23 protein-coding genes are annotated in these 19,157 nt (G+C 41.8%); 13 read left to right on the top strand and 10 right to left on the bottom strand.

Annotated features, from left to right (window positions below; translation table 11 throughout):
• Positions 1-51: 51 nt before the first annotated feature.
• Complete coding sequence (ftnA, locus tag K5Q73_RS17635) at positions 52-579, bottom strand: non-heme ferritin (RefSeq protein WP_220762687.1); 528 nt, start codon at positions 577-579, stop codon at positions 52-54.
• Positions 580-929: 350 nt separating this feature from the next.
• Here ftnA and glp point away from each other — a divergent pair, with 350 nt between their 5' ends.
• The 3 genes from glp (at position 930) to K5Q73_RS21880 (ending at position 3,708) form a co-directional block, all read left to right on the top strand.
• Positions 930-2,174 carry a gephyrin-like molybdotransferase Glp gene (gene glp / locus K5Q73_RS17630; RefSeq protein WP_220762685.1) on the top strand — a complete coding sequence of 415 codons (1,245 nt, stop codon included), beginning with the start codon at positions 930-932 and terminating at the stop codon, positions 2,172-2,174.
• Positions 2,175-2,208: 34 nt separating this feature from the next.
• Complete coding sequence (moeB, locus tag K5Q73_RS17625; RefSeq protein ID WP_220766159.1) at positions 2,209-2,979, top strand: molybdopterin-synthase adenylyltransferase MoeB; 771 nt, start codon at positions 2,209-2,211, stop codon at positions 2,977-2,979.
• Positions 2,980-3,246: 267 nt separating this feature from the next.
• The gene (locus tag K5Q73_RS21880) at positions 3,247-3,708 is read left to right on the top strand and encodes a DUF333 domain-containing protein (RefSeq protein ID WP_220762681.1); all 462 of its coding nucleotides are present in this window, start codon (positions 3,247-3,249) and stop codon (positions 3,706-3,708) included.
• 31 nt (positions 3,709-3,739) lie between these two features.
• On the opposite strand, the gene K5Q73_RS17615 is transcribed toward K5Q73_RS21880, so the two are convergent.
• From K5Q73_RS17615 to K5Q73_RS17585, 7 genes are all read right to left on the bottom strand, one after another.
• Positions 3,740-4,525: a hypothetical protein gene (locus K5Q73_RS17615; protein WP_220762679.1), complete on the bottom strand. Its 786-nt coding sequence runs from the start codon at positions 4,523-4,525 to the stop codon at positions 3,740-3,742.
• 2 nt (positions 4,526-4,527) lie between these two features.
• Positions 4,528-5,022 (bottom strand): RNA polymerase sigma factor, encoded by a 495-nt coding sequence (locus K5Q73_RS17610; RefSeq protein ID WP_259650779.1) that lies wholly within the window; start codon positions 5,020-5,022, stop codon positions 4,528-4,530.
• A gap of 19 nt (positions 5,023-5,041) precedes the next feature.
• The gene (locus K5Q73_RS17605) at positions 5,042-5,827 is read right to left on the bottom strand and encodes a DNA-binding domain-containing protein (RefSeq protein WP_220762677.1); all 786 of its coding nucleotides are present in this window, start codon (positions 5,825-5,827) and stop codon (positions 5,042-5,044) included.
• Positions 5,818-6,726 (bottom strand): DUF692 domain-containing protein, encoded by a 909-nt coding sequence (locus K5Q73_RS17600; RefSeq protein ID WP_220762675.1) that lies wholly within the window; start codon positions 6,724-6,726, stop codon positions 5,818-5,820. Before K5Q73_RS17600 ends, K5Q73_RS17605 begins: the two co-directional genes overlap by 10 nt.
• On the bottom strand, positions 6,726-7,010 hold the full coding sequence (locus tag K5Q73_RS17595; RefSeq protein ID WP_220762673.1) for a DUF2282 domain-containing protein: 285 nt from the start codon (positions 7,008-7,010) through the stop codon (positions 6,726-6,728). Before K5Q73_RS17595 ends, K5Q73_RS17600 begins: the two co-directional genes overlap by 1 nt.
• Positions 7,011-7,112: 102 nt before the next feature.
• Positions 7,113-7,499 (bottom strand): thiol-disulfide oxidoreductase DCC family protein, encoded by a 387-nt coding sequence (locus K5Q73_RS17590; protein WP_220762671.1) that lies wholly within the window; start codon positions 7,497-7,499, stop codon positions 7,113-7,115.
• A 2-nt stretch (positions 7,500-7,501) separates the two neighbouring features.
• Positions 7,502-7,945 (bottom strand): DUF3429 domain-containing protein, encoded by a 444-nt coding sequence (locus K5Q73_RS17585; RefSeq protein ID WP_220762669.1) that lies wholly within the window; start codon positions 7,943-7,945, stop codon positions 7,502-7,504.
• A gap of 153 nt (positions 7,946-8,098) precedes the next feature.
• On the opposite strand from K5Q73_RS17585, the gene folX reads away from it, so the two are divergent.
• The 3 genes from folX to folM are packed head-to-tail and all read left to right on the top strand — an operon-like array spanning position 8,099 to position 9,858.
• Positions 8,099-8,464, top strand: coding sequence for a dihydroneopterin triphosphate 2'-epimerase (folX, locus tag K5Q73_RS17580; RefSeq protein WP_220762667.1), 366 nt, complete (start codon positions 8,099-8,101; stop codon positions 8,462-8,464).
• Positions 8,465-8,497: 33 nt separating this feature from the next.
• The gene (gene folE, locus K5Q73_RS17575) at positions 8,498-9,136 is read left to right on the top strand and encodes a GTP cyclohydrolase I FolE (protein ID WP_220762774.1); all 639 of its coding nucleotides are present in this window, start codon (positions 8,498-8,500) and stop codon (positions 9,134-9,136) included.
• Positions 9,137-9,150: 14 nt separating this feature from the next.
• Positions 9,151-9,858, top strand: a complete 708-nt coding sequence (gene folM / locus K5Q73_RS17570) for a dihydromonapterin reductase (RefSeq protein WP_220762665.1) — start codon at positions 9,151-9,153, stop codon at positions 9,856-9,858.
• A gap of 71 nt (positions 9,859-9,929) precedes the next feature.
• Here the strand turns inward: folM and gltS are convergent, their stop codons facing one another.
• On the bottom strand, positions 9,930-11,153 hold the full coding sequence (gene gltS / locus K5Q73_RS17565) for a sodium/glutamate symporter (RefSeq protein WP_220762663.1): 1,224 nt from the start codon (positions 11,151-11,153) through the stop codon (positions 9,930-9,932).
• A gap of 151 nt (positions 11,154-11,304) precedes the next feature.
• Positions 11,305-11,466, bottom strand: a complete 162-nt coding sequence (locus tag K5Q73_RS17560; protein ID WP_220762648.1) for a DUF2986 domain-containing protein — start codon at positions 11,464-11,466, stop codon at positions 11,305-11,307.
• Positions 11,467-11,646: 180 nt separating this feature from the next.
• On the opposite strand from K5Q73_RS17560, the gene K5Q73_RS17555 reads away from it, so the two are divergent.
• The 7 genes from K5Q73_RS17555 to K5Q73_RS17525 all read left to right on the top strand — a co-directional run bounded on the left by K5Q73_RS17555 (position 11,647) and on the right by K5Q73_RS17525 (position 19,034).
• Positions 11,647-12,027 carry an HAD-IIIC family phosphatase gene (locus tag K5Q73_RS17555; protein WP_220762646.1) on the top strand — a complete coding sequence of 127 codons (381 nt, stop codon included), beginning with the start codon at positions 11,647-11,649 and terminating at the stop codon, positions 12,025-12,027.
• Complete coding sequence (locus K5Q73_RS17550) at positions 12,018-13,598, top strand: capsular biosynthesis protein (protein ID WP_220762644.1); 1,581 nt, start codon at positions 12,018-12,020, stop codon at positions 13,596-13,598. Before K5Q73_RS17555 ends, K5Q73_RS17550 begins: the two co-directional genes overlap by 10 nt.
• A complete protein-coding gene (locus K5Q73_RS17545) occupies positions 13,598-14,317 on the top strand; it encodes a glycosyltransferase family 2 protein (protein ID WP_220762642.1) in 720 nt (239 codons plus the stop codon). The genes K5Q73_RS17550 and K5Q73_RS17545 overlap by 1 nt, the downstream gene beginning before the upstream one ends.
• Positions 14,318-14,387: 70 nt before the next feature.
• Positions 14,388-15,368 (top strand): WavE lipopolysaccharide synthesis family protein, encoded by a 981-nt coding sequence (locus tag K5Q73_RS17540; protein WP_220762640.1) that lies wholly within the window; start codon positions 14,388-14,390, stop codon positions 15,366-15,368.
• A gap of 634 nt (positions 15,369-16,002) precedes the next feature.
• Positions 16,003-16,770, top strand: coding sequence for a glycosyltransferase family 2 protein (locus K5Q73_RS17535; protein ID WP_220762638.1), 768 nt, complete (start codon positions 16,003-16,005; stop codon positions 16,768-16,770).
• Positions 16,771-16,820: 50 nt separating this feature from the next.
• Entirely contained in the window at positions 16,821-17,786 is a 966-nt protein-coding gene (locus K5Q73_RS17530; RefSeq protein ID WP_220762636.1) for a polysaccharide pyruvyl transferase family protein, read from the top strand.
• Positions 17,787-18,047: 261 nt separating this feature from the next.
• A complete protein-coding gene (locus K5Q73_RS17525; RefSeq protein WP_220762628.1) occupies positions 18,048-19,034 on the top strand; it encodes a glycosyltransferase family A protein in 987 nt (328 codons plus the stop codon).
• Positions 19,035-19,157: the final 123 nt, after the last annotated feature.

The following is a 19,157-nucleotide window of genomic DNA, read 5'->3' as shown; positions in this document are numbered from 1 at the left end:
ATCTTCACCTACTAGGCGAATTTTATCGACAATCCAGAGTTAAACTAGGGCTTATACTGCAGCGCTAGTCATCACACTTGCAGACTCTTCTACTGCCATCTGCGCTAAATCTTTATCAACAAAGAATAGAGCTTTACCATCTTCACCTACTAGGCGAATTTTATCGACGATGGACTTGAATAGCTTCTCTTCTTCATGCTGCTCAGACACATACCACTGCAGGAAGTTGAAAGTTGAGTAGTCTTGATTAGTGAATGCAGCATGAGCCAACTCATTAATCTTTTTAGTGATCAATTGCTCGTGCTCATAGGTATATTCGAATAGAGCTAACAATGAAGGAAACTCAGCCTGTGGTGCTTCGATAGTCCCTAGTAATGGCATGCCACCCGTTTCACTCACATAAGTGAATAAACGCTGCATGTGGCCCATCTCTTCGTCTGCATGAGCGCGCATAAACTGAGCCGCTCCTTCAAAGCCTTTATCCTCACACCATGCACTCATTTGCAGGTACAGGTTTGAGGAGAAGAACTCCATGTTGATCTGGTCATTTAACTGGTCAATCATCTTCTGGGCTAGCATATCTATTCCTTAGGACTATCGGTTTATGGCGGTCATTGTTATCAAGCTAGCTATTAATTGCAATAAAATTTACTTAAGTGATTGTTAATTAAATAATAATGGTTTTCATTTACAGTGATCTACGTTACCTTGACTGCGATTACATTTAACAAAATAACGAATAAAATCAGAGTTAAGGCCCTTTTTCGGCGCCAAAGTGATACAAGCTAAATTGTTGGCATAAATTACGATTCAATTTTAACTCTGTTTAAAAACTGCCGCGCAGATCATAGCCATCTACACTCACCGTGGCATAATGCACTATATTCGTTTTTACTTAACGTTCCGATTTACCTCTCAAGGATAGATAGATGCAGACTCATGCAGATCCATGTTCTCAACCTAGCCTAATGCATCCCGATCAGGCTATCGTTAAATTACTAGAACAAGTTAAGCCAATCACAGACTCTGAAGTCGTGACACTGCCACAAGCATTAGGTCGAGTACTTGCTGAAGATCTCGCCTCTCATGTCGACCTCCCGCCCTTTGATAATTCGGCAATGGACGGCTATGCCTTCAACTTTGCCGACTTAAGTGCTGGCACGCCGCTGAAATTAATCGGCCAATCTTTTGCGGGTCATCCATTTACAGGTAAATGCCTCAAGGGTGCTTGCATTCGCATCATGACCGGAGCCCCAGTGCCTAACGGTTATGACACGGTACAAATGCAAGAAAAGGTCACTGCCGATGGTGAGCAGATCACCATTGAGGCGCCTAAAGAGCTAGGAGCTAACGTTCGCTATCGTGGGGAAGAACTCACAAGCGGTACCAAAGTATTAACTACAGGTACCTTAATCGGTGCGGCAGAAATGGGCGTACTGGCTACAATCGGCGTGAGTCAACTACGTGTTAAGCGCATTGTAAAGGTGGCATTCTTTTCTACTGGTGACGAACTGCGTCCAGTAGGTAGTGAATTAGGCCCAGGCCAGATCTACGACTCTAACCGTTATAGCATCCAAGGTTTGTTGAGCCGCGCAAACATCGAATGGATCGATCTTGGCGTCATCGAAGATGATAAAGAAGCGATTCGCCAAGCATTCAAAACCGCATCGGAATGCGCCGATATGGTACTGACCTCAGGCGGCGTCTCTGTAGGTGATGCCGATTACACTAAGCAGATCTTAGATGAAGAAGGTCAAATCACGTTCTGGAAACTTGCCATTAAACCGGGTAAGCCTTTTGCCTTTGGCCATCTAGGCGATGCCATTTTCTGTGGACTACCTGGCAACCCTGTTTCATCTATGGTGACTTTCTACAAGCTTGTATGGCCACTGCTCAATAAGATGCAAGGCTTACCTCAAGTTAAGCCTGTCACCCTAAAGGCGACGCTAAAAGGGGAAATTCGTAAGTTCCCGGGTCGAGTCGAATACCAGCGCGCCATCTTAAGCTATAACGCTGAAGGTGAAGCCGAAGTTGAAGTCACTGGCGGCCAAGGTTCTGGCATGCTGACCTCAATGACTCTAGCAAATTGCTTTATTATCTTAGCGCAAGATTGCGATGGCTTAAGCAATGGCACTCAAGTGACTGTAGAGCCTTTTAATAGCGTGCTTTGCTAACAAGAGCACAGCGTAAACTGATGAGATCAATTTGATGTCTACCGAACAAACAGCAACAGATGAAATTTTATCTGATGCAGAAATATTGCGTTATAGTCGCCAAATATCGATCAAATCGATGGACTTTGAAGGCCAAGAAAAGCTTAAGCAAGCTAAGGTATTGATCATTGGTGCAGGAGGTTTAGGCTGCGCTGCCAGCCAATACCTTGCAGTGGCTGGTGCGGGATCAATGACCTTAGTGGATTTCGATACCGTCGAGATCTCAAACTTACAAAGACAAGTCTTACACCAAGATGCCAATGTAGGCCAAGCTAAAGTCGACTCTGCCAAGCAGAGCCTTACCGCGCTGAATCCACACATTCAGATAGAAACCATCAATGCGGTACTCGATGACCATGAAATTGATGCCCTAGTTGAGCAACACTCTATCGTGATGGATTGCACCGACAATGTTGCCGTGCGCGAGCAGCTCAACCAGAGTTGTTTCAAGCACAAGAAACCGCTTATCTCTGCTGCAGCCATTCGTATGGAAGGCATGGTGACAGTGTTTGATTACCAAGAAAGCCCCCCTTGTTATCATTGCTTTAGTAAGCTATTCGGTGAGCAACAGCTTAGCTGTGTCGAATCGGGTATTTTAGCTCCTGTAGTCGGCATGATTGGCTGCTTACAGGCTGTGGAAGCGATTAAGGTAATTGCCAATATGGGACAAACATTGGCTGGGCGCATTTTGATGATTGACGCCATGACCATGGAGTTTAGAGAGATGAAGCTACCGAAAATGGCGCAGTGCAAGGTGTGTGGCTAACTTTACCTCCTTATATATCCGATATACTGAGTGGCCCTTGTGGCCACTTTTATTTTCTGTATTTCCCAGATATTGCTCTCATTTTTAATCTCGCTATACATTATTACCCTGTATCGACAATTTCATAAGCCTAAACAACTAATATTGTGTTAAATATACATTGCTTACAAATCAATCTATATTACGGATAACCCTTTTTAGCCGCCATGACGTTAATAACGTGTATTAACTTAATCAACGCTATTAAAGACTGCAATGGAGTCGCTAATGAATAACCGCAAAAAGCCAATCACCTCTCTTAAGCTCATCGCAATCTGCACAAGCGTACTATTAATGTCAGCCTGTAACCCAGCTGCAGATAAAACCCCACCAGCCACTCAATTAGCCAACCCAGCTTCGACCTATTGCGTATCGCTAGGCGGTACCGTGGATATTGAAAAGCAAGCCGACGGAGAAGTGGGTTATTGCTCTTTACCCGGCGGAGAACGTATTGAGGAGTGGAGCTTATATCGTCGCGATCACCCATCGACTGACACAAGCACTGACACAGACTCAAATACAAAATCTGAGTTAATTAAACCTCAGGTAGGTAAACCCAACCCAGCAACACAAAATTGTATAGCCCAAGGGGGAAGTGTCGATCTATCCACTAGTATCTGCACCTTAGCTAGTGGTGAGCAAATAGAGCAATGGCAATTGTATCGTCGTGATAATAAGGCCACTGAGTAGCCAGCCACCATTGTTCCAATCATATTTTGGGTTATTCAATTGAGCGAGCCGTCGCCATTAATAACCCTTTTTCCACCCATATAGATACCGCTACGCCTCTGTCCACCAGCTCTATAGGCTGTTGACCTAAATCTACACTGGGAAGCTCACCATATAATGCCTTATCGTATTGAACTTGGTATAAGGTCAGAGGCTGCTTATCAGCAAACCTTATCTGCGCAGCCGTCAGCCCTTGAATAGAGCAATATCGGCCGCCTATCATCTGCTTCCCCCCACCAATACGACTAGAGCTCGCCGGTGTAAAATCAAGCGCGGTGAAGTAATCCCTTAGTGTTGAAAGCTCAGCAGTTTGCACTTCGAGTGGTTTCATCTTTATATGGTTTTTAGCCACTTCCGCAGCAATCTTGATGCTCATATCACTCACGCCTGACTGCTGATTAATACTCACTCCTCCTTGCCAAGAGAGCTCTGGCGACCAATGCAAACTAAACACTAGCAGCAAAACACTAGCAACCAACGCCAACATGCTCTTAAATCGCGTTGGGCGATTATGGTTCCGCTCCTCTCCAGCCGCGAAATCATTACTACTCAGCTGCGCAGCTGATGACTCAGCCCCAGCATTTTTAGCTTGAGCAGCTTTAACTTGATGAGCCTCATCTTGCTCCGCCTTTTTAAGAGACTTATCTTCAGTCTGCTCAACCCCAACCAATAAGCTCTCTATTCTCGCTAGCCCTTCGTCGCTCATTGTCTGCGATTCAATATGCTGTTTAACCAGGGCTTTAAAGCTCAGATCGGCGGCATCTGTTTTCTTAGTCATTTTTATTGCCCTCCGATAGTTTGTGCAGAATCATCGAGTGCGAGATCCGCTGTTTTCAGTTTAATACGGTGTAAACGTGACAAAATAGTGCCGCGGGGTTGATGCAGATCTGCTGCTATTTCAGCTGCGCTATAACCTTCAATAGCCCACAGGTATAGCACCTCTCTTTCAGCAGGATTAAGCTGCTCAAATAGATACTCAATAAGGTTATGTTGAATTTCAATCTCTTCTAGACATGTTTCGTCGAGTAACACCGGCGCATTGTCATCGAGCGGCTCAAAGTCCACCAGCTTGAGCCTGCGGCAATCATCGATAAACTGATTACGGATCACTTTTCTAAGGTAAGCTTTTAACTGAACGGGTCGACTACTGCTCTTTAACCAACTTTCTACGGCCGTTTGCAATAAATCCTCGGCTAGAGCGCTATTGCCAGTAAGACAAATACAGTATCTATACAAACTCTGTAACAGCTCTCTATCCATCAGCTTCCTACTCATCAGTCCCAACCCATAAGATCTAGCCAGCTTCGGCAACGAACCTAAAGCCACAGATCCACTGTCGCTCAATTAGTTCCGTCAATAGACTAAGATCTAGAGCCGAGCCGGTTATTTGCGCAAGTGTTTGCCCAGTCGTTAATGCTTGCAGCAACTGCATCATAGGCTGCTTAACTAGACTACACTGCGCCTTAAAACCGATTCTATGGGTAACTAGGTAGTAGGCTGCACTATCAATATGCTCACTAATATTGCTTTGCGAACTCGGATTATGTCGATGCCAAATTTCCTGCACCGGATAATGACAGATAAGCAGAGCGAGATCCGGTCGTAGCAATAACATCGCCTGTTGTTGCTCCTCCTCGTTTAGCTCGGCTAATTGCTCTAGTCTGCTATTGGGTGGCTGCATCATCGCTTCTACATCCATCGCGTAATAGCTCTGGTTTAATAGCCATTCCAATTGAGCAAGTTCAGGTAAGTACTGCAGCTCTTTAAAGCCTTGATGCTGACGAACCTCTACCGCTAGCCAGTGAGCAAAGTTCTGTCCATATCGATTCAAGTTACTGTCATTTAATGGGCATTGCCGAGCATAGCCTTTTACCAATTGTGTAAAACAGGTTTCGCCCACTACCGTTTGGCAGACTGGAAACACTAATTGCAGTGCACTCAATATCGCTTGAAAAGCATTATTACGGTACACCTCTAACCTATCCTGCTCACGCTCATTGACTAGCTGGATAAGACTATCTGCACAACCTTGCGGCTTAAGCGCATAGATAAAGGCCGATTGCCAATCTGCTAAGCGCATCGTTCATTTTCCTTTCCATTAGCGTGCTCATCAGTAATTGTCGTATTGCTCGATTCAACATCGTGAGCAGTTATAGTCGGCGCCGCATCTAATATATCGGCTGCTATTTGTCGCTCTTGTAGTAAGCGCTCCAACGTCGGTATCTCGCTATCCCATTCAATCATGCTAGGGATCGCACCATGCTGTTGGGTGTATGTTCTAAATGCCTCCCACACGCTAGGTGCAACAGGATGATTGTGGGCATCAAGCAAGTAATCGCCCTTATCGTGAAAACCCGCAAGATGGATCTGCTTAACTCGTTCAACCGGAATAGAATCCATAAATGACTGCATAGATTGATTGAGGTTAACGCTAGTGACGAACGCATTATTGATATCGAGTAACAGGTAACAATCAGCTTCTTTGGCTATGGCTGCAATAAACTCCCCCTCGCTCAATTCGTTATGCCGACAGCTCATATAGGTAGACACGTTTTCTAGCAAAATCCTTTCACCCAAAAAGTCCTGTGTCTGCTTAATGCGCTGGCTAATATGCATCACCGCCTCTTGGGTGTACGGCAACGGCAATAGGTCGGCGACTTTAAAGTCGTCATTACCTGAAAAACTGGCATGCTCAGAATACCAATGCGCGCCACATTGCTTTTTTAACGCTTTTATTCTTCGAAGGTATTCCAAATCAAGAGGATTAGGGCCACCAAGTGATAACCCCACACTATGGAAAACTAATGCAAAGCGCTCACTGACAGCCTTGAGCAGATGCTGATTTAAACCACCATCAACCAGCCAATTATCGACTAGCACTTCGAGCCAAGGGAGTTCGAAGGAATCATCCGCCAGTAGTTGCTGAACATGGGGGATACGCAGACCTATGCCTGCGCCCCTAATAGCTGATGAAGCCACTAGCTTTTAGCTGGTTTAACCGCTTTAACTTCACCACCAGCAATCTTGTCGCAAGTTCCTGCTGGCACATAAATCCATTCGGTAGCCATGTTGTCTTCTTTAGCTTGGCCTGCACAGCCATGACTGCCATCTAAGGCGCCGCAATCATTTGCTCCAGCTTTTGCTACGCCAGCACATTTCTCCCACTCTTTGGGTTGATCGGGCACCGCTTGCGCCCCTAATGAAAGGCTAGCAGCAAGAATACCCGCGACGGTTGCACCTACGGCTGTTTTAGTCGATTTCATATCTGAATGTCCTTTTGATTGATAAGATGTTCAATAGCTATAACGAATCTCAATCGTTATTGATTGCATCAAGGTCAAAATTAATTCTAGTCGCTCAGAGAGCTATCGGGAGCAAGTCCTACTATCACAGCGCTGCTTACCCGTTAATAAATATGAAATTCGATATCTATGCTTTGCAAAGAAGAGATAACCTAAGTCGGCTACGGGTTTGATAAGTGGCGCTCTCAAAAAAGCCAACCAACGCCCTTTACCAACCGCTTCCCATGCTCGATAAGTCACATCCAACCCTTTGATTATCGTGCCATCTGCCAATTCTGCATGTAAAATCCGATTAGCTAACTCAGCATCAATATGAGGAAATAGACTTGCAAAATTGACCTGATTCAAATCTTGTAATTCAATATTATTATCAGTATCAAGCTGCTTTATTTGCTGCATTTCAGCATCACACAAAGGACAATATGAATCGTAAAATATTCTTAATTTCATCGCTAACCTCCTATCACTAACGCTATAAACATCAAGAAGTGTGTCAACAACGCTATTGAAGTGAGTACGGTACGCATCTGTTGATATTCATCATTCACAGGCAAGTTTTGGAAGTTTTTTTCAACACCTAGCAAGCTAAAATACCCAAAAGCGAGAATGACCAGTGCAACCATAGTTTGTTGTAACATCAATGCCAACCAAGCCAAAAGCGCATATAAGTTACTTAAAATAAGTAAGTTAGCTAGATTGGCTGCGTATAAAAATAACGCTCGCCCCCACAAAGTCCCAGCAAGAAAGCTAAGAATGATGGCGCTATAACTTACAAAAGCGAATTCTGGATTGAACCAAGGCAAACTCCAACCAGCCAAGCTCATAATGGCTGCAATAATGAAAGGCAAGAGCCCCGCGTAGCCAAGTGAGCGCCAAACTTGTTGGTTAATTATCATTACAACTCTCCCTTAATTGTTCAATCAATCCTCACTGCCCAATACGCAGTAACAGCGAGTTTAGATCTCCTCAAAAACACCCGCTCAAGCAAATGATCTATAGAAGCGAATATTGCGTATTTAACTCTAGAATTTGAAGGAAGGGGACGAGGAATGACGAAGAGTTTGGCCACCATCAAAATTACAAATTTACGCTTACGGACCTTTATTGGCTTTAATTTAGAAGAACGAGAGAAAATGCAGGATGTAGTTATCAACATCGAGATCCGATATCCCGCTCAAAATGCCATTTTAGAAGACGATGTTGAGGCAGCCCTTAATTACAAAAAAATAACCAAAGCGGTCATTCTCCATGTCGAACAGGGCCGCTTCTTATTGCTCGAAAAGCTAGTTTCTGACGTACTTGAAATAAGTTGTCAGCACTCATGGGTACAATTTGCCCGTGTCAGTGTCGACAAACCCCACGCACTTCGATTTGCCGACTCAGTATCTCTCACACTCGAATATCACCGCGAATAATATTTAGGTATAGGCGCCATGGAGGAACCAATGATGGAGCAACCCCAAGCAGAACAAGTAAAACAAGCCCTAATTGCTCAAGGACTAGAAACACCACTGATCCCCACCGATATGAATAACCAACAAAAATATGAGCGTATTAAGGGTTTAATGACTGAGGTAGTCTCAGCCTTAGGTTTAGACTTAAGCGACGACAGCCTTTGTGAAACACCACACCGCATCGCCAAAATGTATGTAAATGAAGTTTTTTCCGGTCTAGACTACAGTAACTTTCCTAAAATCATCCAAATAGAGAATAAGATGGGGGCCGAGGAAATGATTAGGGTCCGTGATATTAGTGTTGTCAGTACATGCGAACATCACTTCGTCACTATTGATGGCTTAGCAAAAGTCGCCTACATACCCAAGTACACCATCATAGGTTTATCTAAGATTAATCGACTTGTTCGCTTTTTTGCCCAACGGCCCCAAGTACAGGAACGCCTAACCAAACAGGTACTTGTGGCGCTACAGACACTACTGGCAACTGAAGATGTCGCAGTAAGCATTGAAGCGACCCATTACTGTGTTAAATCTCGCGGCGTTATGGATACGCAATCACAAACACAAACAACAGCTCTTGGTGGTTGCTTTAAATCAAATCCAGCCACACGCATTGAGTTTCTGAGGTAATAAACGGGAGTTAAATGACCGCAATAGTGTTAATAACAGGTGTGGGAAAGCGGGTAGGCTTATATCTCGCCAATCACCTCACACAAATGGGTTACCAAGTGATAGGAACTTACCGCACACAGAGGCCTGAGTTGCAGAAACTTGAAGCCCAAGGTGTGGTTTTGTATCCCTGTGATTTCTATGACAATGACCAAATCGATGCACTAGTCGCAAATATAAAAACGTCCTACTCCAGTCTTAATGCCATTATTCATAATGCATCAGACTGGCTGCCTGATGATGACAGCAATGCCATTAGCACAATTGAAAAAATGATGCGGATCCATGCCACTGCGCCTTATGCGATCAACTTAGCGTTAGCGCCGTTATTACAAAATAATGCCGCGCTCCACAGCGACATTATTCACATAACAGATTATGTCGTTGATAAAGGTAGTAAAAAACATGCTGCATATGCTGCAAGTAAAGCTGCACTACACAATTTAACCCTTTCTTTTGCGGCCAAATTCGCTCCCAAGATCAAGGTCAATAGTATTGCGCCAGCTATGCTAATGTTTAACTCGGATGACGATGAGAGTTATAAGTTGAAGGCTTTAAAAAAAGCATTAATCAAACAAGAAGGCGGCGAAGTAGAAGTGCTAAGGGCAGTGAAATATTTATTCGAAAGCCATTATGTCACAGGCCAAGTTATAAAAGTTGATGGTGGACGCCACCTCGTTTAATCCCCGACAAAAAAGGCACGCTAGTGCGTGCCTTATGAGTTAACCAGTTTTAGGGCTAGATAGTCTGAGCTCTACAAGATAAAACTGATATAGCCTTGTAGTACAACTAAGTTAACGATATCGATAAAGAAAGCTCCAACAATAGGTACCACCATAAAAGCTTGTGGTGATGGGCCATTACGTGAAACCAGAGCTCCCATATTCATCACTGCTGTAGGAGTCGCTCCCATACCAAACCCACAGTGTCCGCCCGCCATCACTGCCGCATCATAATTAGAACCCATCACTTTAAAAGTAACAAAGTATGCAAAGCAGGCTAAAACGACGGTTTGTACCATCAAGATAATCAATAATGGAATCGCTAAGTCAAAGATCTCCCACAGCTTCAGGCTCATTAACGCCATGGCAAGAAACAGGGATAAGGCGACTGTTCCTAAGATGTCGACGCACTCATTATTCATCTTAAAGCCGCGGGTCATCTCGGTGAAGTTAGTGATCACCACCCCTAGAAATAATGCATAGACAAAGTCCGGCATCTTCAACCAACTGATGTCAAAACTTGCGACTAAATGCCCTAACCACTTGGCTCCAGCGACACATAGCATAATCACAAACAAGGTTTCTAATACGCTCTTAGCAGTGACATTATCCTCTTCTAGCTGATCATAGGTAACTAGATCTGGGTGGTCCTTATGATGGTTACCACCGATACCGTAAGAAGATTCAAGCTTGTGTTTATCAATCAGCCTTTGTGCCACAGGCCCACCAATGATACCGCCCATAACTAGGCCGAATGTTGCTGCAGCCATGGCGAATTCAAGGGTGTTCATATTGTACTGCTCGGCAAACGTCTGCGACCATGCCGCACCAGTACCGTGTCCACCAGATAGCGTGATAGAACCAGCGACTAAGCCCATCAATGGTTCTAAGCCTAGAGCCGATGCTAAGCTCACGCCGACAGCATTTTGCAAAATGATGTAAATCGAGGCGATACCAAGAAAAATAAAGACTTTTTTTCCACCCCGGGCGAGCAGTTTATAACTGGCAGCAAGACCCACAGTGCTGAAAAACATCAGCATTAGCGTATTTTGCATTGGCAAAGAAAAGGCTAGCGTAATGTTTTGAAAATGAAGAACAGTAATGACTGCTGCGACAACCAGGCCGCCGATAATGGGCTCTGGGATATTATACTTTTTGAAAAAAGGAACGTGACGATTAACTGAGTGGCCGATAAACAGTACCAAGATGGCGACCAAAAATGATTCTAGTTCTCCGATTGAATAAACAGTATTCATGAAACTCCTATCCGTTAGGTTTTGTAGTGAAAAACCTACAAAACCAAAATTAGCCGGCTATTCTGTCATATTCATTAGGGTAAATAATATTAGCCGTGTCGGAATTATGGCATCTGGATCATGAAATGTGGCTTTTTGCGCAATAAACAACCTACTCGCTGTCTATTTGCTCAGAGTTCTCAGCATCTAAAGCCTCTAGCCTCGCTCTTTCGGCCTTAGAAACGTACTTCGGCTTGTTGCTATTTTGCAGTTTAGCATTGGCTTTTTTAAGCTTGCTCATGTGTTTTAAGGTGATTTTTTTAGTGCGATTCATAATCGTCTATTTAAGCCAAACAATATTTTTAAAATTATAACTCAGTTTGACCAATATTGAGCACATAAAATAGAGTTTCAAGATTCCAACATGCTAATGCACCACAGGCTAATCGATATGACTTCATCCAGGAAAAAGTGTAAGGTAATCTAATCAAAAACATATCAGCCATTCACTTTTATGAAAAGACTCATCGTAGACCTTGACGGCACACTGACTCAAGCCGATACCAGTAATTATGAGGAGGTATCTCCTCGTCAAGAAGTGATAGCTAGGCTCAAAGAGTACCAAGCTAAAGGCTTTGAAATCGTAATATCAACGGCACGTAATATGCGTACCTTTGAGGGGAATGTTGGCAAAATAAATATCCACACCTTGCCTATTATTACCGCATGGTTAGATAAACACCATGTTCCCTACGATGAGATTTTAGTGGGTAAACCTTGGTGTGGCCATGAAGGGTTTTATATCGATGATAGAGCAATAAGACCGTCAGAGTTTGCAAGACTTAGCCAAGAAGAAATTGAACAACTCATAACTGAAGACAAAGCATGTATTTAATTACTTCTGCGGCTTTTATCACTACTGAATTACAATCTGAGTTTGGCTCACTCCCTCCCAGTTTTTTGCCTGTGGGGAATAAACGCTTGTTCCAGCATCAACTCGCTCTTATTCCTAGCAATGAAAAGGTCGTACTGACCTTACCCGAAGGGTTTGAACCGAGCCAATACGACCTCAATACTTTAACTAATCGGGGCGTTGAGCTGTTATATTTACCGACTCATCTTAGCCTTGGAGAGTCGATCGTCTACAGCTTAAATTTACTTGAATTCTCGCATAATGAGCCGCTGTTTATCCTCCACGGTGACACGCTTTTTGATCGGCTATCGCCTGAAATGGATCAATTAGGCCTAAGTCAGGTTGAAGATAATTATGATTGGGCTGAATATAATCCCTACACAGCCAAGTTGAATTCATTTTCAGCAGAACAATCACCGAGTGGTGAGCTAGTCTCAAATGGCTTCTTTAGCTTCTCAGCCCCCAAAGCTCTTATTCGCCATATCGTTAAGCAAAACTGGGACTTTATTGAAGGGATTAATGGCTACATTCAAGACAAAGGGATGTCGCCAAATATCTATCAAAATTGGTATGATTTCGGACATAGTCACACTTACTACCAATCAAAATCTCGCATGACGACCCAGCGGGTATTTAATGAGATGCACATTGCTGGGCAGGTCGTCACCAAGACCAGTTACAAAAAAAATAAACTCTCAGCAGAGGCAAATTGGTATCAATCAATTCCAGGTCTGCTGCGCTGTTATACACCTCAACTGTTATCCACTAAAGAGACTGCAGATAGTTTTAGTTACAGCATTGAATATTTACATCTAACTGCGCTAAATGAGCTATACGTTTTCAGCCAATTACCAGCTTTTTCCTGGCGTAAAATTTTAAAAAGCTGTTGCCAATTTCTACAACACGCAAGCGAGTATTGCGTTCAAGACAAGCCAACTCTAGATTCACTCTTTGCTGACAAAACTAAGCAGCGCCTGTTAGCCTATGCTGCCAATGCCCAACTAGATATCGATCGTCCGCTAACCGTTAATGGTAAATTACAACCTAGCCTGAATCAGTTAGCCGAGTTAAGCCTTAACTTCTTGCCAACTGATACAGGAAAAATGAACGTATTACATGGCGACTTTTGCTTTAGCAATATTTTATATGACTTTAGAACCTGCAATATCAAGGTTATTGATCCAAGAGGGATCGATGCAGAAGAGAATATCGAAATCTATGGCAACACGGTATATGACATCGCCAAACTAGCACACTCTGTCATTGGCCTTTATGACTCAATTATTGCCGGTTATTTTGACAGCGAGTTAGCGGCTCAAGAATTAAGCTTTAGTATTGCTTGTGAGCCGCAACAAGAGCAGATCATTGCAGACTTTATAACACTAATAAATGAAGAGTTTGCAATCACCGAAAACGAGCTTTATGCCATGCAAATCCAACTGTTTATATCCATGTTGCCGCTGCATAGTGATAAACCCGATCGCCAACTTGGCTTTATCGGCAACGCTTATCGTTTATATGACAAACTCCAATTAAACACAGGAAGTATCTAATGATAGTGATCCCAATGGCAGGTTTAAGCTCACGCTTTTTTAAAGCGGGCTATAAAGAGCCAAAATATATGCTTCCAGCCCATGGTATCCCCCTTTTTGATCATGCAGTTCTGAGCTTTAAAGCATACTTTGATACAACTGATTTCCTTTTCATTGTGCGTAGTGATTACGACACGCCGAAATTTGTAGAGTCTCGCTGCCAGGCTCTTGGGATAAAAAGCTACCGCATCGTAACATTAGACGCCGAAACCCGCGGCCAAGCAGAAACTGTGTACCTTGGCATTCAAGATTGCGAAGATCAGCAGCCTATAACTATCTTTAACATTGACACATTCAGACCTGACTTTATTTTTCCCGAAGTCATTCATGAGTGTGATGGTTATCTTGAAGTCTTTAAAGGTGAAGGAAATAATTGGTCATATGCTAAGCCTAAATCTACTAGCTGCAACCGAGTTGTAGAAACGGCTGAGAAAAACCCTATTTCAGATCTATGTAGTAGTGGGCTCTACCACTTTAACCACGCAGGGGATTTCAAACGAATATTTAAGTTAGAAGCATCTAGACCGGCATCTGAATGGCAAAAACAAGAGCTTTACATCGCTCCACTATATAACTACCTAATTAATGAAGGTAAAGATATTCGCTATCATCTAATTGACCGTGATGAAGTGATTTTTTGCGGAGTTCCTCAAGAATACTTAGACTTCATTAACGCATAGTTAAACCACTTAGAAACTCAGGCCATTAAATGGCTTGGGTCGCCTAGTCCATTATCATTAAGCCAAGCATATGAGTATAGATTTTAAAGATATTAGCGTAGTTATTCAGGGACCAGTTCAAGCCTACCAAGGACGTTCACAAGAGCCTGGTATTACACATAAGTGCATAGCAAGCATTAGGACATACCTACCCGGTGCGACGATTATACTATCGACCTGGGAGGGGCAGGACTGCCACGACCTAAATCCTGATCTATTACTACTAAATAAAGACCCTGGGCCAACAATTTTCTCTTATAACGCAAAAGGCGAACCAGGAAAACTAAACTTTAATCGTCAAATCGTTTCCAGCGCCGAAGGGCTTAAGCAAGTAAATACGCCTTACGCAGTCAAAATACGTGCTGATAACTTTCTTACCAGCAATGACTTTGTCGCGGCGCAACAGGCTTACCCAGCGCGCAGTGATGCTAACTGCTTATTTAAAGAGAGAGTTGTTACTAACACTAGTTATTTTCGCCTTTATGCCGATGGACAAAAAGTCGTCATGCTTCCCAGCGACTTCTTTCATTTTGGCTTAACCGAAGATCTACTCAAAATATGGGATATTCCGCTTTTTCCCGATAGAGAATTCGATCCAAGCAAAGCCGGTTACCCGCAATATCGCGGAGCCCCTAAAACTAGGCCTCACGCAGAACAGATTTATTGCGATGCTTGGCTAAGAAACCTTGATAGTACTGTGCCCTACCTTCAGCATCGCCACCAGAACACACCAGAGCTACAAGCCTACTGGGAGCAGTTTATGGCCTCTAATTTGGTGGTGTTAGAACCAGAGCAAATTGGCCTAGGGCTGATACCGCGTTTTATTCCCAAAAGTAAGCGCCCAAATGAGATATGCCACCAAGACTGGTTGCTGCTCTATAAGAAGTACTGTGATAAAAATGCCCCTATCTCGCAACTTGATGTATTTAAAACTATAGGTTGGAGAAGAATGTTCAAACTGCCTTTTAGCTACCTTAAATATCAGTTGGTAAGCAAAATAAAGCATTCATAAGTTCTCTATCCCCCGCTAGCTGTTAAGCCAGATAACGGGGGCATTAGATAACCGACTTTAATCGATAATGAGGCAAAGCCATCAAGGCTGTTGAGTGGGTATTAACAGCTGCGGAACTGACTATCAGATCGGCAAGTGTATCTGATAGTGAAAAAGCAACCAATCTAGACATAACATAGCGGTGACAATACTGACTTTGAAGCAATCAAAGCCTCAGCAGTTACAGCCTATTTATTAAAAATATGACTAAAATTATGTAACCACAAAGTAAGCAGGCATCACAACCCGTATTCATTAGCAAACAAAACGCCAACTAAAGCAACGTTTTCAGCACTAACCAATTAGATTGATTTAGGTAAACTGGATGACTTTCGCTTCTTAAAAATCAATTAAGCACATGTTCGTCGCTCCCGCCAAAGAAACAAGTTAACCCATAGTTAAAACAAGCAAGAAATTGATAAATACCAGTTAACCACTTACCTAAGACGAAAACGGCATATTGCACACAATTTGAACTATATTTTATTTAGCTTTTAATTATAATAGCGCTCCTTAAACGGCTCTCCATATACGAACTCTTTACCCATAAAGAGATTTCAAGTTTTTATCCTATTACTAAGTTTTATATGCCTCTATGAAAAAGCACAGTTTATCCGTTATTTTAATTACTAAGAATGAAGCAGATCGTGTTGAGGCTTGTTTAAAATCGGTCGTGGATTTAGCTGATGAGATTATCGTACTCGACAGTGGCTCAACAGATGATACTGTCAATATCTGCCAAAAGTACACCAGTAATATTAGCATCACAGATTGGCCAGGATTTGGTAAGCAAAAACAGCGAGCCTTAGATAAGGCTACTTGTGATTGGGTACTGTCTATTGATGCCGATGAAGCATTAGATGAAAAAATGAAATTAGCGCTCATCGAACTGCTTTCACAGGATGAAATTAAAGAGACCTCATTCCGCCTTCCTTGGGGGGTCACACTATACGGCACCACCCTAAAACACGGCCGTAGCGCACGTGCCGTACTTCGCCTATTTCAGAGAGAAGGGGCACGCTATACCCTTGATGAGGTGCACGAGACAGTGATACCTGCAGCAGGAGACACTGGAAAACTTGGCGGGCTATTACTTCATTACACTCACAGAGACTATGGCCATGGACTCAATAAGGCAGCACAATATGCATGGCTTGGCTCGCAAAAATATGCCCGTAAAGGTAAAAAATCAAAAGGACTAGCACTTGCTTTGCTACGTGGACTGTGGACTTTTTTCCATATCTACTTTATCCGCAGAGGCTTCTTAGATGGCAGTGTAGGCTTCATTGTGGCAATGACATATGCACAGGTTAATTTTAACAAGTATGTTGGGCTCTGGTTGATAGAGCAAGATAGAAGCTAATTGACAGCCTGCAAAAACCAAACATAATTAATAAGTTAAGGTAGTAAAATATGATTGATTCAAATGCGCAATCATGGAAAAAAAACTTAGACGAACTAAAGCAACAACATGCTGAAATTGCAAAGTTACTCATAGGCAAAAAAGTTGCCTATATCGATATCCCTCTACATTATAATGTGGGCGATACATTAATATATTTAGGCACAGAGCAGTTTATTGATGATCATCAAATTAACGTCATACACCGATCTTTTCAAAAAAATATAAATCACCGTAAGTTAAAACAAGCTGACGTAATCATGCTGCACGGTGGTGGTAATTTTGGTGACCTATATCTGAAACACCAGAAGCTAAGAGAATCGATAGTAAAACGTTATTCAGATAAAAAAATAGTATTACTCCCACAAACTATTTACTTCAAGTCAAAAGCTGCACAAGAAAAGTCAGCGGATATTTTTAGAAGCCACTCAGACGTCACTATGCTGGTAAGAGATAAAAGATCCTATGAGATCGCCAAATCATTTAGCGATAAAGTGTCTTTTATGCCTGACATGGCACACAGTCTTCACCCTCTTATTGATGCTAGAGAGGTGGTCAGCGAAGATACTCCAGTCAGAAGAGTGCTTAATTTAAAGCGTAAGGATATCGAAAGTAGTGGCAGCAGCACAGAGTTTGTTAAAAAAGAGTTCGATTGGGTAAACATGCTAACCCTACCAGACCATATGCTACTTAAGTATTTCAAAAAAATGCAAAAAATTCCTGTTCTAAAGTATAAATTAGCAAAGGAGTGGAAGGTTCAATCGGATGCATTACTATTTACATCTTCAAATTACTTTCTAGCGCATGAACTCGTACACACGGATAGACTCCACGGTCTTATTTTATCGGTATTACTAGGAAGGCAAGTTGTGATGGCAGATAACTCCTACGGAAAAAATGCCGCCTACTATAACCAATGGCTATCAAACAACCCGCTTATAAGTATGAGTAATGAACAGCGAGAACCAACAAAGTAATCTAACTGCCTATTTTTAACACTGAGAATTTATAAAGTTATTTATGATAGAAAATGATGATACGTTTTGGTCTAGATACATACGTAAAAGAAGAACAGTTACAATTCTAAAGCTATCAACTTATGATCATTAGCTTATAGCTTTATATTCCTATTGAAATATATGTAACGTTTTATAGAATGCATAGAATGCATAAAATGCATAAAATGCATAAAATGCATAAAATGCAAATAAATTTAAATTTTTATATGAGATTTGGATATGTCAATATCAATAATAACCCCAATGTACAATGAAGAGATAAATATAAAAAAGTGCTATAACTCTTTAATTAAACAAACGTATAAAAACTTTGAATGGATTATTGTTGATGATGGTTCATCAGACAAAAGCATTGATATTGTAAATGATATTATTAGATATCATTCTAACGAATTTACTATTAAGCTGACCTCTCAAGATAATAGCGGAATTTATTTATCTAGAAAAAATGCGTTAAAACTAGCTAGTTATGATTATGTGATAAGATTGGATGCAGATGATAGTTTATCTAGTAATGCTTTAGCTGAGGCGTTAGGCAAAGTTAATAATGACGTTGACTTTATATCGTTTAGAAGTTCTTTAGTTTACAATGATAAAAAAGGTAATAGGCAACTTAAAAAAGTAGACAGAGCCTCAAACTATATATTGAACAGTACTGGTCTCGACGCTTTCTCACATTGCATATATGGCTGGGGTTGGTCTGCCAATGGATTAGTCAAAAAAAATACCTATCTATCAGCTTATAATGAAGTTGATAAATACTTGAAAGGTGAAAGAGTTAACTATGCAGATGAGTTGGTGTCAAGATTTATATATCTAAAATCTAAAAATGTTTGCATGTGTGATGGAATTTATTATTATCATGACAACCCAAACTCATTAACAAGAAGTTTTGATGTAAAACTATGTGACAAACTTCGCGTGGCATTATATCTAAATAACTACATATCACATAACTTCAATTGTAAAAACCTGAACTACCAGTCTACTAAAAATTTATTAAGAACATTTAGAACTGTTTATAAAAAATATAGTAGTTGGAAAAACCTTTTATCTCCAAATGATAAAAAGAGATGGAACAAAACACTCAACGAGGCAACAGAACAAATAAACCTCAATCTCAGTGATTTATTTAAAGAAAAATGGCAAGAGATTAGACGCATGTTGGTTTGCTATTTAATTTTATTGAAGTACAAGCGTTTCTGATATTTTACCTCGCCCTCAAGTGTGTTAAAAACTGCCATTCACAACTTAATCAAGGTATTCTCAAGCTGAGAGCGACTGCACAAAGATGTAAAAGTCGCTCTCAATTACTGGATTGTGCACAAC

This window comes from Shewanella sp. MBTL60-112-B2, assembly GCF_019655055.1.
Classification (GTDB): Bacteria; Pseudomonadota; Gammaproteobacteria; order Enterobacterales; family Shewanellaceae; genus Shewanella.
This window is presented reverse-complemented; position numbering and strand designations above follow the sequence as displayed.